The organism is Nocardioides rubriscoriae (genome assembly GCF_008087085.1).
Classification (GTDB): domain Bacteria; phylum Actinomycetota; class Actinomycetes; order Propionibacteriales; family Nocardioidaceae; genus Nocardioides; species Nocardioides rubriscoriae.
Map to the genome: position 1 here is coordinate 527099 of NZ_VIYJ01000002.1, position 17829 is coordinate 544927.

The 17829-nt window shown below is 73.4% G+C and carries 18 protein-coding genes; 5 read left to right on the forward strand and 13 right to left on the reverse strand.

The features are described 5' to 3' along the window. Positions 1-14: 14 nt before the first annotated feature. The 3 genes from FZC61_RS23380 to FZC61_RS05885 all read right to left on the reverse strand — a co-directional run bounded on the left by FZC61_RS23380 (position 15) and on the right by FZC61_RS05885 (position 2478). A complete protein-coding gene (locus FZC61_RS23380) occupies positions 15-503 on the reverse strand; it encodes a hypothetical protein (RefSeq protein ID WP_211357108.1) in 489 nt (162 codons plus the stop codon). 56 nt (positions 504-559) lie between these two features. Next, the gene (locus FZC61_RS05880) at positions 560-2041 is read right to left on the reverse strand and encodes an LLM class flavin-dependent oxidoreductase (RefSeq protein WP_148613184.1); all 1482 of its coding nucleotides are present in this window, start codon (positions 2039-2041) and stop codon (positions 560-562) included. 140 nt (positions 2042-2181) lie between these two features. Further along, on the reverse strand, positions 2182-2478 hold the full coding sequence (locus FZC61_RS05885; RefSeq protein ID WP_148613185.1) for a YiaA/YiaB family inner membrane protein: 297 nt from the start codon (positions 2476-2478) through the stop codon (positions 2182-2184). Between the two features lie 126 nt (positions 2479-2604). On the opposite strand from FZC61_RS05885, the gene FZC61_RS05890 reads away from it, so the two are divergent. Continuing rightward, a complete protein-coding gene (locus FZC61_RS05890) occupies positions 2605-3954 on the forward strand; it encodes a DUF2252 domain-containing protein (protein ID WP_148613186.1) in 1350 nt (449 codons plus the stop codon). Here the strand turns inward: FZC61_RS05890 and galK are convergent. Then, positions 3938-5056, reverse strand: coding sequence for a galactokinase (galK, locus tag FZC61_RS05895; RefSeq protein ID WP_211357109.1), 1119 nt, complete (start codon positions 5054-5056; stop codon positions 3938-3940). The two genes, FZC61_RS05890 and galK, sit on opposite strands and share 17 nt — an antisense overlap. Positions 5057-5080: 24 nt before the next feature. On the opposite strand from galK, the gene FZC61_RS05900 reads away from it, so the two are divergent. Continuing rightward, positions 5081-6514 (forward strand): GuaB1 family IMP dehydrogenase-related protein, encoded by a 1434-nt coding sequence (locus tag FZC61_RS05900; RefSeq protein ID WP_148613188.1) that lies wholly within the window; start codon positions 5081-5083, stop codon positions 6512-6514. 24 nt (positions 6515-6538) lie between these two features. On the opposite strand, the gene FZC61_RS05905 is transcribed toward FZC61_RS05900, so the two are convergent. Further along, a complete protein-coding gene (locus FZC61_RS05905) occupies positions 6539-7126 on the reverse strand; it encodes a LysR family substrate-binding domain-containing protein (RefSeq protein ID WP_148613189.1) in 588 nt (195 codons plus the stop codon). Between the two features lie 41 nt (positions 7127-7167). Here FZC61_RS05905 and FZC61_RS05910 point away from each other — a divergent pair, with 41 nt between their 5' ends. Next, on the forward strand, positions 7168-8145 hold the full coding sequence (locus tag FZC61_RS05910; RefSeq protein WP_148613190.1) for an NAD(P)H-binding protein: 978 nt from the start codon (positions 7168-7170) through the stop codon (positions 8143-8145). Positions 8146-8169: 24 nt separating this feature from the next. Here FZC61_RS05910 and FZC61_RS05915 read toward each other — a convergent pair whose 3' ends face one another. Next, positions 8170-8946, reverse strand: coding sequence for an isocitrate lyase/PEP mutase family protein (locus FZC61_RS05915; RefSeq protein ID WP_148613191.1), 777 nt, complete (start codon positions 8944-8946; stop codon positions 8170-8172). Between the two features lie 92 nt (positions 8947-9038). Here FZC61_RS05915 and FZC61_RS05920 point away from each other — a divergent pair, with 92 nt between their 5' ends. Beyond that, on the forward strand, positions 9039-10439 hold the full coding sequence (locus FZC61_RS05920) for a helix-turn-helix domain-containing protein (RefSeq protein WP_170285993.1): 1401 nt from the start codon (positions 9039-9041) through the stop codon (positions 10437-10439). Positions 10440-10457: 18 nt separating this feature from the next. Here the strand turns inward: FZC61_RS05920 and FZC61_RS22960 are convergent, their stop codons facing one another. Further along, on the reverse strand, positions 10458-10595 hold the full coding sequence (locus FZC61_RS22960) for a hypothetical protein (protein ID WP_170285994.1): 138 nt from the start codon (positions 10593-10595) through the stop codon (positions 10458-10460). Between the two features lie 387 nt (positions 10596-10982). Here FZC61_RS22960 and FZC61_RS05925 point away from each other — a divergent pair, with 387 nt between their 5' ends. Beyond that, positions 10983-11546 (forward strand): hypothetical protein, encoded by a 564-nt coding sequence (locus FZC61_RS05925; RefSeq protein ID WP_148613193.1) that lies wholly within the window; start codon positions 10983-10985, stop codon positions 11544-11546. A gap of 78 nt (positions 11547-11624) precedes the next feature. On the opposite strand, the gene katG is transcribed toward FZC61_RS05925, so the two are convergent. The 6 genes from katG to FZC61_RS05955 form a co-directional block, all read right to left on the reverse strand. Then, a complete protein-coding gene (katG, locus tag FZC61_RS05930; protein ID WP_211357136.1) occupies positions 11625-13820 on the reverse strand; it encodes a catalase/peroxidase HPI in 2196 nt (731 codons plus the stop codon). A gap of 56 nt (positions 13821-13876) precedes the next feature. Continuing rightward, positions 13877-14299 carry a Fur family transcriptional regulator gene (locus tag FZC61_RS05935; RefSeq protein ID WP_148613195.1) on the reverse strand — a complete coding sequence of 141 codons (423 nt, stop codon included), beginning with the start codon at positions 14297-14299 and terminating at the stop codon, positions 13877-13879. A gap of 102 nt (positions 14300-14401) precedes the next feature. Then, on the reverse strand, positions 14402-15304 hold the full coding sequence (locus tag FZC61_RS05940; protein WP_148613196.1) for a universal stress protein: 903 nt from the start codon (positions 15302-15304) through the stop codon (positions 14402-14404). Between the two features lie 100 nt (positions 15305-15404). Further along, a complete protein-coding gene (locus FZC61_RS05945) occupies positions 15405-16352 on the reverse strand; it encodes a phosphatase PAP2 family protein (protein WP_170285995.1) in 948 nt (315 codons plus the stop codon). Continuing rightward, positions 16349-17161, reverse strand: coding sequence for a polyphosphate polymerase domain-containing protein (locus tag FZC61_RS05950; RefSeq protein ID WP_148613198.1), 813 nt, complete (start codon positions 17159-17161; stop codon positions 16349-16351). The genes FZC61_RS05945 and FZC61_RS05950 overlap by 4 nt, the downstream gene beginning before the upstream one ends. Then, on the reverse strand, positions 17151-17810 hold the full coding sequence (locus tag FZC61_RS05955; protein ID WP_211357110.1) for a DUF4956 domain-containing protein: 660 nt from the start codon (positions 17808-17810) through the stop codon (positions 17151-17153). The genes FZC61_RS05950 and FZC61_RS05955 overlap by 11 nt, the downstream gene beginning before the upstream one ends. Between the last annotated feature and the right edge of the window lie 19 nt (positions 17811-17829).

Here is a 17829-nt window from a genome sequence, read left to right on the forward strand (position 1 = left end):
ATACGTCGGGGTGGTCAGGAGGAGCTGGTGGACTCCTCGTCGAGCGCGGTGCCCATCGTGGCGGCGATGTCGGCCGGGGTGACCGTGACGACCTCGTCGGCCGCCTTGGCGTCGATGTCGGTCACCGGGGCGGGCTCGGGCTCGACGACCGGCGGCGGGAGCGTGGCGGCGGGCGCCGCGGCGGGCTTGGCGGCGGCGGGCTTCTTGACCGCGGCCTTCTTCGCCGCGGCCTTCTTGGCGGGGGCCTTCTTGGCGGGGGCCTTCGTCGCCGCGGCGGACGGCGCCGCCGGAGCCGCCGGGTCAGGGGTCGGTCCCGTGGCCGCCGGCGCGGTGGCCCTCGCGGCCGGGACCGGCGTGGCCGGCGCGACGGGCGCCGCGTCCGTGGGCGAGGGAGTCGGGGCGCTCGTGTGCCCGGGCAGGAGGGAGACGGCCGTGGAGACGACCGTCCCGACCGCGCGCAGCGGGAGTCGGACGACGGAGCTGATCGTGTGGAGGAGAGCCATGGGCCCACCCTCGCACCCCCTGCCCGCGAGCACGCCGCCCGCCGGGGTGGCCGGGGTCACCGGGCGAGCGGCGCCACACGGGCCAGGTCGTCGGGACCCTCGAGGTCGGCGAGGGCGACGAACACGGTGTCCACGCCACGCTCGGCGAGCCCGGCGTAGCGGTCACGGTGCTGGGCGGGGGTACCTGCGTGCGTCCGGCCGGCGTAGGCCGCCGCGGCCGACCGCCCGCGCAGGCGCTCGACGCGCGCCCAGGTGTCGTCGCGGTCGGTGCCGATGGTCGGCAGGTCGAGGACCGTGACGGCGACGTCGCGCCGATGCCCGCGCAGCACGGCCAGGTGGTCGTCCAGGGCGGGCAGCGTCGAGGGCACGTTGGCGGCGTCCCCGAGGGTCGCGGCGACCCGCAGCGAGCGGGTACCGGTGCCGCCGACGACGACCGGGATCGGCGCGACCGGTCTCGGGTAGCAGGTGGTCTCGGGCAACGAGACCCGCTCGCCGTCGTAGGGCCTGGTGCCCGCGCCCCACAGGGCCCGCACCGTCTCGATCGTGGCCTCGAGGGCGTCGAGCCGATCGCGCGCCGGCGGGAAGGGCACGCCGTACGCCGCGTGCTCGCGCTCCCACCAGCCCGCGCCGAGCCCGAGGAAGGTGCGGCCGCCCGTCAGCGCGCTCAGGGTGGCGGCTGCCTTGGCGGTCACGCCGGCGGGCCGCAGCGTCACGGGAGTCACCAACGTGCCGAGGTCGAGGCCGGTGCCGAGCCCGGCCATCAGCCCAAGCGTGACCCACGGTTCGGGGATCGGTGACCAGGCCCGGTCGACCTGGGGGATCTGGATCAGGTGGTCCATCACGGCGATGCCGGCGAGCCCGGCGTCGTCGGCGGCCAGCGCGACGTCGCGCAGCCAGGTGCGGGGGTCCTCGCCCCAGGGGAACCGCGAGAGCTGCAGCACGATCCGAAGGCCCTGCGAGCTGCGTCGTTCGCCGGACGCCGGGGAGGACGGCGGGTCGGCACCCGTGGAGAGGCTGTCCCCGCTCGACGTGCTCGACCCGCCGGACCCGACGTCGCCTCCGGAGCCCGGCACCGTGACCACGAGGTCCCATCCCTCGTCGGCGAGCGCGGGTACGACCTGGGCGTGGCGGCGGTGCTGCTGCGCCAGCACCGCCGCGGGCACGGATCGGTCCCGCAGGCCGTTGCGCCTGCGGGCCTCGGCGACCGGGGTGTCCACCACGACGACCACGCACGCCAGGCCGGCGTCCCGGGCCAGACCGAGCCACCGGCGGCGCCGGTCGGCGTCGGTGCCCAACGTGTCCACGACCGTGGTGAGCCTGCGCGACAGTCGGGCGGTCACGATGCGTTCGAGGAGGTCGAAGGCGTCGATGGAGGCATCGAGGTCCGCGGGGCCGCTGCCGACGAGCGCGCGCAGCGCGTCGGACGACACGATCTCCTCGGCTCGGAACCGGGCCGCGGCCCAGGTCGACTTGCCGGCGCCGCTGGGCCCGACCAGCACCACCAGCGCGGGGTCCGGAAGGGCGGGCGAGGGGGCCACGGGGCTGCTCCTGGGGACACGGGCCGGGGTCACCGATCCAAGCACACCTGGCTGGTCTTCGCGGGCGTCGAAGGCAAGGACGACGACGGGCCCGCACCGGAGAGGTGCGGGCCCGTCGGGGGTGGGTCGGGGGATCGGGGTCAGGAGACGGCGCGGAAGGGGTCGTGCTCGGCGAGCAGGCGGTCGACGCGGGCCTGGTCGAGGCGGTGGACCACCGACTGGGTCTCCTGGTTGTCGCGCACGCACTTGGCGAGGGTGAACGCCGAGGTCGTGAGGAACAGGGTGCCGAGGGCCAAGAAGGCCTTGGCCCACGGCTCGGCGTCGAGGTAGAGGACCGCCATCAGCAGCGAGAGCAGGGCGACGGCGAAGGAGATGCCGGCCATGGCGAAGAAGGCGGCGGTGTTCTTGGCGGGGGCGGCGGGGCCGGGGTTCGTCATGCCGAGAACCCTGGCGGCGCGGGCGGCGGCCCGGGCCGGCCGGCGTACTCGACCCCGACTGAGTACGCAGGCCCGGTCGCACCGGTCACACCGGTCGTGTCCGGCGCGGTCTGGCACGGTGGGGGCATGAGTGCCGCCACCGAGAAGGCCGCGAAGGCCCGCACCGACGTCATCGTCTCCGTCCTGACCGACGCCTTCGCACCGCTGATGAAGGCCGACCCGACCGCGTTCCGCGCCAAGTTCCGCACGATGGCCAGCGACCCCCACGCGTTCTACCGCGGCACGGCCTGCCTGTTCTTCCACGACGTGGCGGGCGACCGGGGACAGGGGGCGGTCGACGACCCGTTCGCCACCGGTGACGCGGCGCGCATCTGGGTGCACGGCGACCTGCACGTCGAGAACTTCGGCACCTACCTCAACTCCGACGGGCGGCTGGTCTTCGACGTCAACGACTTCGACGAGGCCTACCTGGGCCGGTTCACCTGGGACCTGCTGCGCTTCGCCGCCTCGCTGGCGCTCATGGGGTGGCAGAAGGCGCTGCCCGAGGACGACGTCACCGCGCTGACCGAGGCCTACGTGCGGGCCTACCTCGCACAGGTGCGCTCCTACGTCGAGAGCGAGACCGACGACGACTTCTCGTTGCACCTCGACAACACCGACGGCCCCGTCCGCGAGGCGTTGGTGGCCGCGCGGCTGCAGCGGCGTGCCGACCTGCTCGACGCCAACACCGAGCTGGTCGACGGGGTGCGTCGCTTCGCCGACCACCCGTCCGTACGCCGTCTCGGCGTGACCGAGCAGGCGCGGGTGGTGGCGGCGTTCGAGGCCTACCTCGACACGATCCCGCCGCGCCGGCGCTCCGAGCGCGACCTGTTCTACGAGCTGCGCGACGTCGTCGGCACGTCGGGCTTCGGCATCGGCAGCGCCGGGCTGCCGGCGTACAACGTGCTGGTCGAGGGGTTCAGCCAGGCCCTCGACAACGACGTCCTGCTGTCGATGAAGCAGGCCAACGTGCCGGCGATCAGCCGGTTCGTCGACGCCGCCGAGGTCGACCGCTACTTCGACCACGAGGGGCACCGCACGGTCGTCAGCCAGCGGGCCCTGCAGGTGCACACCGACCCGCTGCTCGGCTACACCGAGCTCGACGGCGTGGGCTACGTCGTCGCCGAGGTGTCTCCCTACGAGGTCGACCTCGACTGGTCCGGCCTGACCGAGCCCGACGACATCGCCCAAGTGGTCGCGCTGCTGGGCCGTGCGACGGCCAAGATCCACTGCGCCTCCGACGAGGACAGCGACGAGGACCTCGTCGAGTTCCAGGTCGAGGACGCGATCACCGAGGCCGTGGGGGACCGCGAGGACGAGCTGGTCGACTGGGTGACGCGGTTCGGGGCGTCGTACGCCGCCCGCGTGCGTGAGGACCACGCGTACTTCGTGCAGGCCTTCCGCGAGGGGCGGATCGGGGTCACCGCGACGGGGTGACCGGGTCCACCGGGCCAGCGCCCGCCGACGGGGTGCCGTCGAGGTGGCCAGGGGCGGCGAGGCCGGCGCGGGCGAAGGCGGTGTCGACCGCGCGACGCACGGCCTCGGCACGTGTCGCCGGCACCAGCGCGATCGCGGAGCCGCCGAACCCGCCGCCGGTCATCCGGGCACCCAGGGCCCCGGCCTCCAGGGCGGTGTCGACGACCAGGTCGAGCTCGGCGCAGCTGACCTCGAAGTCGTCGCGCAGCGAGACGTGGGAGGCGGTGAACAGCCCGCCGACCCGGTCCCAGTCGCCCGCGCGCAGCGCCTCGACGGCCTGCTCGACCCGCACGATCTCGCTGACGACGTGGGTCGCGCGCCGGCCCAGCACCTCGTCGGCGAGGGTCGCTGCGTCCGCGAGCGTGGCCTCGCGCAGCGTGGTGAGGCCGAGGAGTCCCGCAGCCTGCTCGCACTGGGCGCGGCGCGACCCGTAGCCGCCGTCGGTCAGGGCGTGCGAGACGCGCGTGTCGACGACGAGGACCTCCAGCCCGGCGGCCCGCACGTCGACGGGGACGTGGACCGCGGAGCCGTCGGCGAAGTCGAGGAGCAGCGCCCGACCGGGTCGTGCCAGCAGGATCGCGGACTGGTCGAGCCCCCCGGTCGGTGCGCCGGCGACCTCGGTCTCGGCCTGCCGGCACACAGCGATCAGGCTGCGGCGCAGGGTGTCGTCGAGGGTCAGGCCGGCAGCGGTCACGGCCGCGACCGCCACGGCGGCCTCGAGCGCCGCCGAGCTCGACAGGCCCGACCCGAGCGGCACCGTGCTGTCGACGTGCAGCTCCAACGGCGGCACGGCGTACCCGGCCTGCTCGAGGGCCCACAGCACGCCCGCGGCGTACGCCGCCCAGCCGGAGACGAGCCCGGGCGCGGCGTCGGACGCGGTGCCCTCCCACGTCTGGTCCTGCTGGGCGCTGGTCAGGCGCGAGGGTCCGGCGGGGAGCACGGTCGCGGTCGCGGTGGTCGAGGCCGCGATCGCGACCGGCAGGCACAGCCCTGCGTTGTAGTCGGTGTGCTCGCCGATCAGGTTGACGCGTCCGGGAGCCCGCACCACCACCGTGTGTTCCACGGCCGACAGCCTAGAGTCGGGTCGGTGGAGTTCCTCGACGGCCCGCCCGCGCACGACCTGACCTACGACGACGTCTTCATGGTCCCGCGCCACTCGACGGTCGCCAGTCGCTACGACGTCGACCTCACGACGACCGACGGCACCGGCGCCACGCTGCCGGTCGTGGTGTCCAACATGACGGCGATCGCCGGCAAGCGGATGGCCGAGACCGTCGCGCGGCGCGGGGCGATCACGGTCGTCCCGCAGGACATCCCCGCCTCCGTCGTCGCCGGGGTCGTCACGTCGGTCAAGTCGCGCCACCTGGTCTTCGACACCCCGATCACGCTGCGGCCCGACCAGACCGTCGCCGAGGCCCTGTCGCTGATCCCCAAGCGCTCGCACGGTGCCGCGGTCGTGGTCGAGGACGGGCGGCCGGTCGGCGTGGTCGCCGAGGCGGACTGCCGCGACGTCGACCGCTTCGCCCAGGCCGGGCAGGTGATGCGCCCGCCCGCCGTCGTGGTCGACGACGACACCGACCCGCGCACCGTCTTCGACCGCCTCGACGCGGCCCGGGCCCGGCTCGCGGTCGCGGTCGCCGACGACGGCTCGCTGGTGGGGGTGCTCACCCGCACCGGCGCGCTGCGCGCGACGCTCTACACCCCGGCCACCGACGCCCGCGGTGGTCTGCGCATCGCCGCCGCGGTGGGCGTCAACGGCGACGTCGCCACCACCGCGGAGGCGCTGCTCGAGGCCGGCGTCGACTGCCTGGTCGTCGACACCGCCCACGGCCACCAGGACCGGATGGTCGAGGCGCTGCGCGCCGTACGCGCCCTCGACCCGCAGGTGCCCGTCGCCGCGGGCAACGTGGTCTCGGCCGAGGGCACCCGGGCTCTGGTCGACGCCGGCGCCGACATCGTCAAGGTCGGCGTGGGTCCCGGCGCGATGTGCACGACGCGGATGATGACCGGCGTGGGCCGCCCGCAGTTCTCCGCGGTCCTCGAGTGCGCCGCCGCCGCACGCGACCTCGGCGCGCACGTGTGGGCCGACGGCGGGGTGCGCCACCCCCGCGACGTGGCCCTCGCGCTGGCCGCCGGGGCGTCGTCGGTGATGGTGGGCTCGTGGTTCGCCGGCACCCACGAGTCACCGGGCGACCTGATGCTCGACGCCGACGGCCGCGCCTTCAAGGTGTCGTTCGGGATGGCGTCGGCGCGCGCGGTGGCCTCCCGGACCGCCACCGAGTCGTCGTACGACCGGGCCCGCAAGGGCCTGTACGAGGAGGGCATCTCGTCGTCGCGGATGTACCTCGACCCGGCCCGGCCCGGCGTCGAGGACCTCATCGACCAGATCTGCTCCGGGGTCCGCTCCGCCTGCACCTACGCAGGCGCCGCGTCGCTGGCCGAGCTGCACGAGCGGGCGGTGGTCGGCGTGCAGTCGGCAGCCGGGTTCCACGAGGGCCGGCCCCTCACCACCAGCTGGTAGCCGGCGCCGCCCGGGTGATGGGAGTCAGCCGCGCGAGGAGTTGGCCGAGCGGCCCTTGACCACGCCGACGAACGCCTGGGTGCGCTCGGAGTCGCGGTCGATGCGCCAGACCAGGGCGACGGTCGTGGGCTCCAGGTCGGTCACCGGGCGGCTCACGACGTCCTTGCGCGCGTGCAGCCGGGCGACCGACATCGGCAGGATCGCGATGCCGGTGCCCGCGGCGACCGTCTCGACGGCCTCGGCCGGCGTCATCGGGGGCCAGTCGAGCTGGGCGGCCGCGGGCGTCCAGCCCGACGGGTGGGGCAGGACCAGCTGCTCGTCGGCGAGGTCGGCCAGGCTCACGCCCTCGGGGTCGGCCGCGGCCACCAGGTGCTCGTGGCCCGCCACGACGACCGGCACCTCGTCGTAGAGACGCACGCAGTGCAGGACGTCTCCGACCGAGCCGACCGGCAGGCGCACCAGCGCCATGTCGAGCTCGCCGTCGCGCACCCCGTCGACCTGCTCGGCCTCGGTCAGCGGGACCAGCTCGATCGGCTCACGGCTGCGCTCGCGCCAGGCCCGGGCCCACCTGTCGGGGGTGGCACCGACCACGAAACCGAGCCGAAGCGTCATGCGTGCAGTATCGCCGTGGGTCCCTCCCGTAGTTTCACCGCATGCGTGTTCTCGTCACCGGAGCCAGCGGCTACGTCGGTTCCCGCCTGGTCCCGGCCCTGCTGGCAGCCGGCCACGAGGTGGTGGCGGCGGCCCGCGACACCGGTGGGCTCGACCGGTTCGCCTGGGCCGACCAGGTCGAGCGGCGCCACCTCGACGTCGAGGACACCGTCTCGGTCCACCTCGCCGTCCGTGACCTCGACGCCGTGTTCTACCTCGTGCACTCGATGGGCGCGGGGGAGTTCCTCAAGCGTGACCGCGAGGCCGCCGAGAGCCTGGTCGCGGCCTGTGCCTACGCCGGCACCGAGCGCGTGGTCTACCTGTCCGGGCTCGTCCCCGACGTGCCGGCCGACGACCTCTCCGACCACCTCCGGTCGCGCCTGGAGGTGGAGGAGATCCTGCTGGCCGGCCCGACGCCCGCGACCGTGCTGCGCGCCTCGATGGTCATCGGGGGCGGGTCGATGTCGTTCGAGGTGATGCGGCGGATGTCGGAGCGGCTCCCGGTGCTGACGCTGCCGCTCTGGATGTCGAGCCGGATCCAGCCGATCGCCGTCGAGGACGTCGTCCGGCTGCTCGTGGCGGCCCTGACCGGGGAGCCCCGCAACCGGGCCTTCGACGTCGGCGGCAACGAGGTGCTCACCTACGGCGAGCTGCTGACCCGCTTCGCCGCGGCCGCCGGCCTCGTGCGACCGCAGGTCCCGCTGCTGTTCGCCCCGATGTCGCTGGTCGGTGAGGGGGTCGCGCTGCTGACGGGGATCCCACGTTCGACGATCCGGGCCCTGGTCAGGAGCCTGACCCACGACATGGTGTGCCGCGAGGACGACGTACGCCGCACGCTGGCGCCGGGCGTGCCCTACCTGCCCCTCGACGAGGCGCTGGTCCGCTCGCTGGCCGGCGACACGGCGGCCACGTCCCTGGACGGTGACGTCCAGGGCGAGGCCTCCAGCGATCCCGACTGGGTCGGTACGACGCTCGGGTGAGCCGTCGACCTGGCCCGTGGCGGGTCAGTTGAGGGGGCGCATCGAGGCGGGCACGCCGCCGCCGGCGTGCACCGCCTCCACGAGCTCGGCCAGCGCCGTCAGCGCGACCCGCTGCGACATCGGCCCGTAGGACACGCGCGCGACGCCCAGCTCCTCCAGGCGCGCCAGCGACGGCGTCCCGGGCAGTCCGATCGTCGTGAGGCGCTGCGGGCCGAAGGCCTCGACGAGCGTCGAGATCTGCTCCTCGTCGAGCTTGGCGGGCACGAAGACGACCGGAGCGCCGGCGTCGAGGAACGCCTTGCCGCGGGTGAGGGCCTCGGCGAGGGGGTCGGGCGCGCCCTTGACGAAGGCGTCGGTGCGGGCGTTGAGCACGAAGTCGGGCACGCCTTCGGCGGCCGCAGCCGCCATGATCGCCTCGACCTGCGCCGCGGCCTCGGACAGCGGCTTCATCTGGTCCTCGACGTTGGCGCCGACGACGCCCACGCCGATCGCCCTGCGGACCGCCTCGGCGGCGTCGCCGTAGCCACCCTCGAGGTCGGCGGTGACCGGCAGGCTCGTGGCGACGACGATGCGGCGGACCTCCTCGATCATCTCGTCGAGCGGGATGTTCTCGCCGTCCTCGTAGCCGCGCGAGGCTGCGATCGAGTGGCTGGCCGTGGCCAGGGCGCGGGTGCCGGGCAGGTCGCTGACGACCGTGGCGCTGATGGAGTCCCACACGTTGACCACGCTGAGCAGGTCGGGGTCGCGGTGCAGGGCGAGCAGCTGGGAGGCACGGTCGGGAGCGCTGGTGTCGGAGGTCATGCCAGGAGCATGCCAGCACCCTTGTGACACCCCGGATGACTGATCTGAACAGATTGCGCATACCTGATGTCATATTCGGGCACACTGATCTGGTGGAACAAACACGAGAGCCAGCCCAGGTCACGCCCGACCTCCGGGTGAGGGCCAAGAACATCGATGCCGCCCTGGTCGGCGCCCGGATCAAGCTCGCACGTCAACGAGCCGGGCTGACCCAGGGTGAGGCTGCGGGCGACGAGATGTCGACGGCGTACATCTCCCGGATCGAGGCCGGCCAGCGACGCGCGAGCGCCGACCTGCTGGTCGCACTGGCCAACCGGATGGGGTGTGATCCCGAGGAGCTGCTGGCCCCCGACGAGAACACCGCCGAGCGCGAGCGCCTCGACCGGTTGCGGCTCGACCTCGACTACGCCGAGCTCGACCTGCGGACCGGGCAGGCGGCATCGGCCCTGGCGCGGGTCGAGGCCCTGCTCGGGGAGCCCGAGCTGCCGACGGCCCTGTCGGTCAAGGCCCGCTACCTGCGCGGGCAGGCCCTGGAGTCGACCGGCGACCTCACCGCGGCCATCAAGACCTTCGAGGACCTGCTCTCCCTCAGCACCGATGCCCTGTTCCGCATCCGGGCGCTGCTCGCGCTGAGCCGGTGCTACCGCGAGGAGGGCGACCTGACGCGTGCGTGCGACATCGGGGAGCGCGCGGCCGAGCTGGTCAGCGCGTCCGACCTCGAGGGCAGCGCCGAGGGCATCCAGCTGGCCGTGACGGTCGCCGCCGCCCACTTCGAGCGCGGCGACGTCAACTTCGCCCTGCGCATGTGTGAGCGCGCCGTCGCCAGCGCCGAGAAGATCGAGTCGCCCAGCGCCCGTGCCTCGGCCTACTGGAACAGCAGCATCGTGCACCAGCGCCAGGGCAACATCACCGACGCGTTGCCGCTGGCGCAGAAGGCGGTCGTGCTTCTCGAGCAGACCCACGACGCGCGCAGCATGGCGCGCCTGCGTAGCCAGCTGGGACTGCTCCAGCTGGCTCAGAATCCGCCTGAGGTCGAGGGGGCGTCGCTCAACCTGGAGCGAGCGCGGCAGGAGATGGAGTTCAACGAGGCCAGCACCTACGACTTCGGACGCAACGAGCTCGGGCGTGCTCGTTGCCGGCTGCTCCTGGGAGACGCCGAGGAAGCTGAGAGGCTGGCCGAGGACTGCTTCGAGACCATGCGCGAGAGCAACCTCATGCTCAGTGCTCAGGCGTTGACCGTCATGGGGCAGGTCGCGGCGACACGAGGCGAGGTCGACGAGGCGGTGCGTCGATTCCGGCGCGCGCTCGTCGTACTGGACGGTGTCGGCGCCGATCGCGAAGCGGCACAACTCTGGTTTGAGCTGGCCAACCTGCTGCGTGATTACGGCGCGGTAGACGAGGCCATGGAGGCGTTCCGGCGTGCCGGGGCTTCTTCCGGTCTGACGACGTCCTCGATCCCGACCACAGCGCGGGTCGCGCCACGGTCGGGCTAGACAAGTATCAGCTCGTGGTCAGCAGCACCACTGCGAGCCGTCGCGCAGCGTCTGCGTCGGGGCCTTGGCCTCGGTGGCAGCACCGGTGGTCGCCACGGAGCCGAGCAGGGCGGTGGCGAGCAGCGAGGAGACGAGGAGGGCGCGGAACTTCGACATGATTTTCTCCTTGGGATGGCCGGCTGGTGGTCAGCCCGCCTTGCGGTGGGGATAATTCTGTCAAAGAAAGAGGCAAACGTCCCCGATCGCAACGACTAATTGAGGATTTTCGTGGAAATGACGTCCCGACGTCGATGCGACGACGCCTCATCAGCTTCATCCGCCTCAGCAGTCCCACCGGCCCCACCGGGCGTCGGGTCCGGAGGGGCTGCTGGGGCCGCCCGCGGTGCGATCGAGGGGCCGGAAGGGCCCCTCGGAGCCCCCTCCACGGCTTCCTCCGGGGTCTTGCGGGCCTTCGAGGTGGCGGTCGTGCAGCACCCCGGACGCCTGCTCCGACCAAGCCCCCGGCGCTGGCTGCGACACCCCCGCCGCGCGTCCCTCGCACGGATGGCCGTCCTCGGTGTGGCCGCGGTCGTGACCACGGCGAGCGCGGCGTCCCTGGTCGGGTACCGCGACGCCGGCGACGGACCCCGTGCGGTGATGATCAGCCCCGTGGTCCCGCCCTCCGGCGGGTTCGCGGTGGCGGCCCGTGACATGGACGAGACGCTGCGTGACCTGGTCGCCGCGACCGGGAGCCGCACGGCCCGGCCGGCCCCGGGCGGTGAGCAGGTGCTCGTCGATGGCGCGGCCGGCTCGCTGCACCGTGCCGTGCAGACCGGCGCGGTGATGCTCGAGACCCGCCGGGGCCCCGCGCTGGTGCGCGTCGACGTACGCCGCTCGTCGACCCCGTGTGCGCCAGCCTCGTGCGTCCGGGTCGTGCACAGCCCCGGCGGCGGCGGTCGTCCGCCGTCGACCCTGGCCGTCGTCGTCGATGACGGCGTCGAGGTGCGGGCCGAGGCCTGGGCCGGCAGCGGGGGCCGGGCGACCTCGCCCGCGAGCGGTCCGCCGCTGACCATGCTGGCCCTGGTGAGCCTGGCGGGCGACCCCGTGTGGCGTGAGCCGGACCGATGACTCGCGGCGGACCCGGCTGACGCAGGACGGCCCGGCCCCGAGGGGCCGGGCCGTCCTGTGGTGTCGGACGTGCAGGAGTCAGCTCACGTCGTAGCGGTCGAGCTCCATGACCTTGGTCCAGGCACCGACGAAGTCGTGCACGAACTTCTCGGCGGCGTCGGCGCTCGCGTAGACCTCGGCGACCGCACGCAGCTCGGAGTTGGAACCGAAGACCAGGTCGACCCGGCTGCCGGTCCAGCGCAGCTCGCCGGTCTTGCGGTCGCGCGCCTCGAAGCCGTCGTCGTCACCGTCGATCCCGTGCCACTCGACCCCCATGTCGAGAAGGTGGGTGAAGAAGTCGTTGGACAGCGTCCCGACCCGGTCGGTGAGCACGCCCTTGGGGTTGTCGCCGGTGTTGGCGCCCAGGACCCGCAGGCCACCCACGAGGACGGTCATCTCGGGGGCGGTGAGACCGAGCAGGTTGGCCCGGTCGACCAGGCGGTACTCGCCCGGCAGGTGGCCCTCCTTGCCCAGGACGTTGCGGAACCCGTCGGTGGTCGGCTCCAGGTAGCTGAACGACTCGACGTCGGTCTGCTCCTGGGTGGCGTCGGTCCGACCGGGCGTGAAGGGCACCGTGACGGCGTAACCACCGTCAGCGGCCGCCTTCTCGACGGCTGCGACGCCACCGAGGACCACGAGGTCGGCGAACGAGACCCGCTTGCCACCGGTGGCGGCGGCGTTGAAGTCGGCCTGGACGCGCTCGAGCGTGGTCAGGACCTGCGCGAGCTCGTCGGGGTCGTTGACCGGCCAGCCGCGCTGCGGCTCCAGGCGGATCCGACCACCGTTGGCGCCACCGCGCTTGTCGCTGACGCGGTGGGTCGAGGCCGAGGCCCAGGCGGCCTTGACCAGCTGCGGGACGGTGAGGCCGGAGGACAGGATCGTCTGCTTGAGCGAGGCGATGTCGGCGTCGTCGACCAGCGGGTGGTCGACGGCCGGCACGGGGTCCTGCCACAGCAGCTCCTCCTGCGGCACGAGCGGGCCGAGGTAGCGCTGGATCGGACCCATGTCACGGTGCGTGAGCTTGAACCAGGCGCGGGCGAACGCGTCGGCGAACTCCTCGGGGTTCTCGTGGAAGCGTCGCGAGATCGGCTCGTAGACCGGGTCCATGCGCAGCGCCAGGTCGGTGGTGAGCATCGTGGGCTTGCGGTTGAGCTCGCCGGTCTCGGGGTCCGGGATGATGTCGTCGGCGTCCTTGGCCACCCACTGCCACGCGCCCGCGGGGCTCTTGGTGAGCTCCCACTCGTAGCCGAAGAGGTGGTCGAAGTAGTCGTTGCTCCACTGCACCGGGGTGCGGGTCCAGGTGACCTCGAGGCCGCTGGTGATGGTGTCGCGGCCCCCACCCTTGCCGAAGCCCTGCTTCCAGCCGAAGCCCTGCTCCTCCAGGGGAGCACCCTCAGGCTCGGCGCCGACGTACTGGTCGGGGTCGGCCGCGCCGTGGGTCTTGCCGAAGGTGTGGCCACCGGCGATGAGCGCGACCGTCTCCTCGTCATTCATGGCCATCCGGGCGAAGGTCTCGCGGATGTCGCGGGCCGAGGCCACCGGGTCGGGGTTGGCGTTGGGACCCTCGGGGTTGACGTAGATCAGCCCCATCTGGACGGCGCCCAGCGGCTTCTCGAGCTCGCGGTCGCCGGTGTAGCGCTCGTCGCCGAGCCAGGTGCGCTCCGGACCCCAGTAGACGTCCTCGTCGGGCTCCCACACGTCGGGGCGGCCGCCGCCGAAGCCGAAGGTCTTGAAGCCCATGGTCTCGAGCGCGCGGTTGCCGGCGAACACGATGAGGTCGGCCCACGAGACCTTGGCGCCCCACTTCTGCTTGACCGGCCACAGCAGCCGGCGGGCCTTGTCGAGGTTGCCGTTGTCGGGCCAGCTGTTGAGCGGCGCGAAGCGCTGCATGCCGGCGCCCGCGCCCCCGCGGCCGTCCTCGACGCGGTAGGTGCCGGCGCTGTGCCAGGCCATGCGCACCATGAAGCCGCCGTAGTGCCCGAAGTCGGCCGGCCACCAGTCCTGCGAGTCGGTCATGATCGCGTCGACGTCGCGGGCCAGCTCGTCGAGGTCGACGGTCTTGAACGCCTCGGTGTAGTCGAAGTCGGTGCCCATCGGGTTGGCGACGGGGGTGTGCTTGCGCAGGATCTTCAGGTTGAGCTGGTTGGGCCACCAGTCGGTGTTGCTGGCGCCCTCGGTGGGGTGCGCCATCCGGCCGGCGTGCACAGGGCACCCGGCGGCGCCCTCGGTGTTCATGTCGGCTTCGACGGTCTCGTGATCGGACACGGGAGTCCTTCCGGTTGGGGTCGGTTTCAGCGGGACGTGCAGGCGGGGCAGGAGCCCCAGTAGGTGACCTCGGCCTCGTCGATGACGAAGCCCGAGTCGTCGGAGGCGGTGAGGCAGGGTGCCTCGCCGACCGCGCAGTCGACGTCGGCGACGGCGCCGCAGGAGCGGCAGACGACGTGGTGGTGGTTGTCGCCGACGCGCGCCTCGTAGCGCGCGACCGAGCCGGTGGGCTGGATCCGGCGCAGCAGCCCGGCGTCGGTGAGCGCGCGCAGGACGTCGTAGACGGCCTGGTGGGACACGACGCCGATGTCGGCGCGCACGGCCTCGATCACCGCGTCGGTGTCGACGTGGGGACGCGCGTGGACCGCCTCCAGCACCGCCAGGCGCGGGCGGGTGACGCGCAGCCCGGCCGTCCGCAGGACGGCGGCAGGATCGGTGGGGACGGGCACGTCACGACCTTCCCTCGTTTTCTTGAACGAGTCAAGAATATCGGCCCGAGTCGCGCTGACCGTCGGTCGTCGTCGGCCCACGTCAGCCCACGTCAGCCCACGTCAGCCCGGCACCGGGACGACGGCGATCGTCCCGGAGGCGTGCTCGACGAGCGGTCCGGCCACCGCCGGGTGGAGCAGTGAGAGCACCCCGTGGTGCCGGGTGCGGCCGACGACGACGAGGTCGGCGGTCCGGGTACGGCGCGGCAGCACGCTGCGGACCCGGCCGTGCTCGAGCTCGAGGGTGAGGTCGACGTCGGGGAACTTCTGCGCCAGGTCGCCCACGACCTCGCCCACGAGCCGGCGGATCTCGGCGATGCCCCGGTCGTCGTCGGTGGGCACGTCGGCCCTGACCGCCACCAGGTCGGGCGACGAGCCGTCGCTGCTCGCGTGGCAGCGCAGCACGGCCAGCGGTAGCCGGTGCAGCGAGGCGTAGCGCAGGCCGAACTCGACGACCTGGTGGGCGTCGCCGGTTCCCTCGACGGCGCACACGACCCCGGTGCCCCGGTCGTCCGGGGACCGGACAACGACGACCGGACACTCGGCCCTCGAGGCGACCGCAGCCCCCACCGACCCGTCGAGCATCGCCACGATCGCGCTGCGCCCCCGCGACCCGAGCACCACCATGGCGGCGTCGTGCGACATCCGGACCAGGTCGCGCGCGGGGTGGTCGTGCAGGTGCATGGTCGTGACCCACAACGTCGGGTGGTGCCGCGTGACCCACCCCACGGCCGCGTCCAGCACCCGCTCGCCCTGCTCCTCGGCGGCCTCGCTCAGCTCGACCAGCTCCGACTCGGCCGCGGTCCACGGGACGTGGGCCCGGGTCGAGTGCGCCAGGCGCAGCTGGCGGGCCTCCAGCGAGGCCTCCCGAGCCGCCCACGCGAGCGCCGCGGAGGAGCCGTCGGAGGAGTCGGGCCCGTCGAGCCCCACGGTGATCGAGCCGGGGCGCGGCGGGGTGATCGTCATGCGACCACGCTGCGGTGGGGCTCGCGTGGCCGCCACGGCCGCAGGCCCCGCCGCGGGTGGGACCAACGGCACCCGTTCGCCGTGCCGGTCACCGATCCGCTCAGTGCGGTCGCGCTGCGACCCCGGTGCCGGTAACCGGTGCGCGGGCCGGTGCGGGTGCCGGTGCGGGGACGGGCACCGGCTCGTGGCCGCGGGTGACCAGGAAGTACTCGCCGATCATGTCGCCGAGCAGCGTCCCGCCGGTGATGTCGCTGGTGACGTGGCCGGCCATGTAGAGGCGCGACCAGTCGATCTCGTCCTGCATCCACCGGTACTCCTCGGCCCGGTGCGGCGCCGTCGCGCTGAGGTACGTCGCCGACGCCGCGCTCGAGGTGGCGTGTCGCGACGGGTAGGAGCACGGGCAGACGTCGCCGGGTGCGACCACGTGGTCGGGGCGCAACGAGGGGTCCACGACGTAGGGCGCGGACTGCTGGTAGCGCGCTCCGAGGGCGTCGGCCACGGTCTTCGACATCGACAGCATGGCGTCGACGTCGGACTTGAGCGCGACACCGGCGGCGGCGGGCAACAGCTCGGCCTGGTCGTGCGCGGCGAGCTTCCAGACGTCCTTCTTGCCGTAGGCCTCCAGCCAGCTCGCGGCCGCGACGCCGGCGGTGTCGCGCGTGAGGGCGATCCGCCGCTCCTGGTCGATCTCCGCGGCCCGGGCCGTGGCCGACGGTGGTCCCGGCAGCGTGTCCTCCAGCCAGGCCACGAACGCCGTGTCGTCGGCCTCGGCGCCGTGGTCGGCCCACCAGCTGGCCAGGTAGTGCCGGGCCGCCGACTGCTGGAGCGCGACCTGGTCGCCGATCGGGGCGATGTCGCGGTCGGGGAAGAGCGGCGGCGGCGGGTCGGCCGCGATCCGGTCCTTCGCCGACGTGCCGGCGAACGCCGCGTGGAGCGACGGGGCGATGCCCCCCGCCACGACGGCGAGCACCGCCAGCACGGTCACGACGCGGAACGCCCGCGACCGGGCCGTGCGTGGTGCGCGCGGCGGCCTCGACGTGGGCGTCATGCGACGGCCTCCCGGGCGTGCAGCTGGCGCCCGCGCAGCTGGCGCACGTCGTTGTCGGGGATGTCGGCACGCAGCAGCGAGGCTGCGGACACGTACTTGGAGAACGACCGTGGGCGGGCCCCCAGGGAGCCGAGCAGGACGTCGGCCGGCGACGGGCGACGTCCGCCCTTGGTCTCCACGAGCACCCATGCCTCGTCGACCCAGACCCGTCCGCCCTCGAGCGTGCACTGGACCCCGAGGTCGAGAGTCACGCGCAGGTGGTCGTCGGTGTCGGCGAGGGTGAGCCTGCGGTAGTCGACGCGCATCGTCGCGCCGAGGGAGGCGACGTCGACGTCGAGCCCGCGGTCGTCGAGGGTCCTCGTCACGAAGGCGGCCTCGACCGGGCCCAGCCGGCCGTGGCGCGCCGGCTCGCTGGGGGTGACCGTCTTGTGGGTGACCCCGCGTCCGTCGCGCGTCTTGACCTCGAAGCGGCACAGCTGGTCCTCGACGTACAGCCGGCTGCGGACCTTCCACCGCCGGCGACGCTGCTGGACGTGGTCGCGGCAGGCGTCGAGCCGTGCGGTGTCGAAGTAGACCGACGAGTACGCGGTGCTGTCCCGTCCGCCGATCGAGAGCACCCGGAACGACGACGCGAGCCGCTCCAGGAAGCTCTCGGCGACCGCTCGGGACACGAGGTACTTGCGGTCGACCCGGGTCATCCGGGCGGCTTCCTCGACGACCTCCTCGAGGCCGACCCGTCCGCGACCGCGAAGGGCGAGCGGGTCGGGGAGGGGCACGCCGAGCAGCGGGGGAGCCGGGTCAGCGCGCACCGGTGGCCTCGCTCTCGGCCACGTCGGCCCGGTCGCTGGCCCGCTGGGCGTCCGACCAGCTCCACCAGCCGTCGTCGACCACGTAGCGCACCGCGATCCGCGTGGTCTCGCGCACGTAGTCGACCTCGTCGACCGTCACGCTGACGGGCTCGACCGAGATGCGCTCGCGCACCAGCGCGCCGATCGACTCGGAGTCGGTGAGGACCCGGTCGAGGGTCACCCGCATGATGCGTGTCGGTGGGGCGGACCGGGACTCGTCGGTGAGCCAGATGGCCACCAGGAGCACGGCGTCCAGGCCGACCACCAGCGCCAGGTTGCGCTCGGGCAGTCCGTTGATCAGGGCCAGGACCAGGGCGACGAAGGTGTAGGCGACGTCCTTGAGCGTGAAGGCCGTGCTGCGCAGCCGCACCAGGCTGAGCAGGCCGAAGAGCCCGAACCCGATGCCGGTCGGGAAGCTGCCCGAGCCGATCGCGGAGACGGCGGCGAACAGCCCGATGTTGAGCGCGGTGAAGACGAGGATCATCTCGGGCGCCGCGACCCGTCGGCGGTAGAGGACCCCGACGAGCAGCAGCATCGACAGCACGTCGAGGCCGAGCCGGGCGGGTCCGTTGAGGTGGTCGAGCACACCCGTCATCACGGTCTGGAGCATCAAGGTCCTTTCGCAGGGA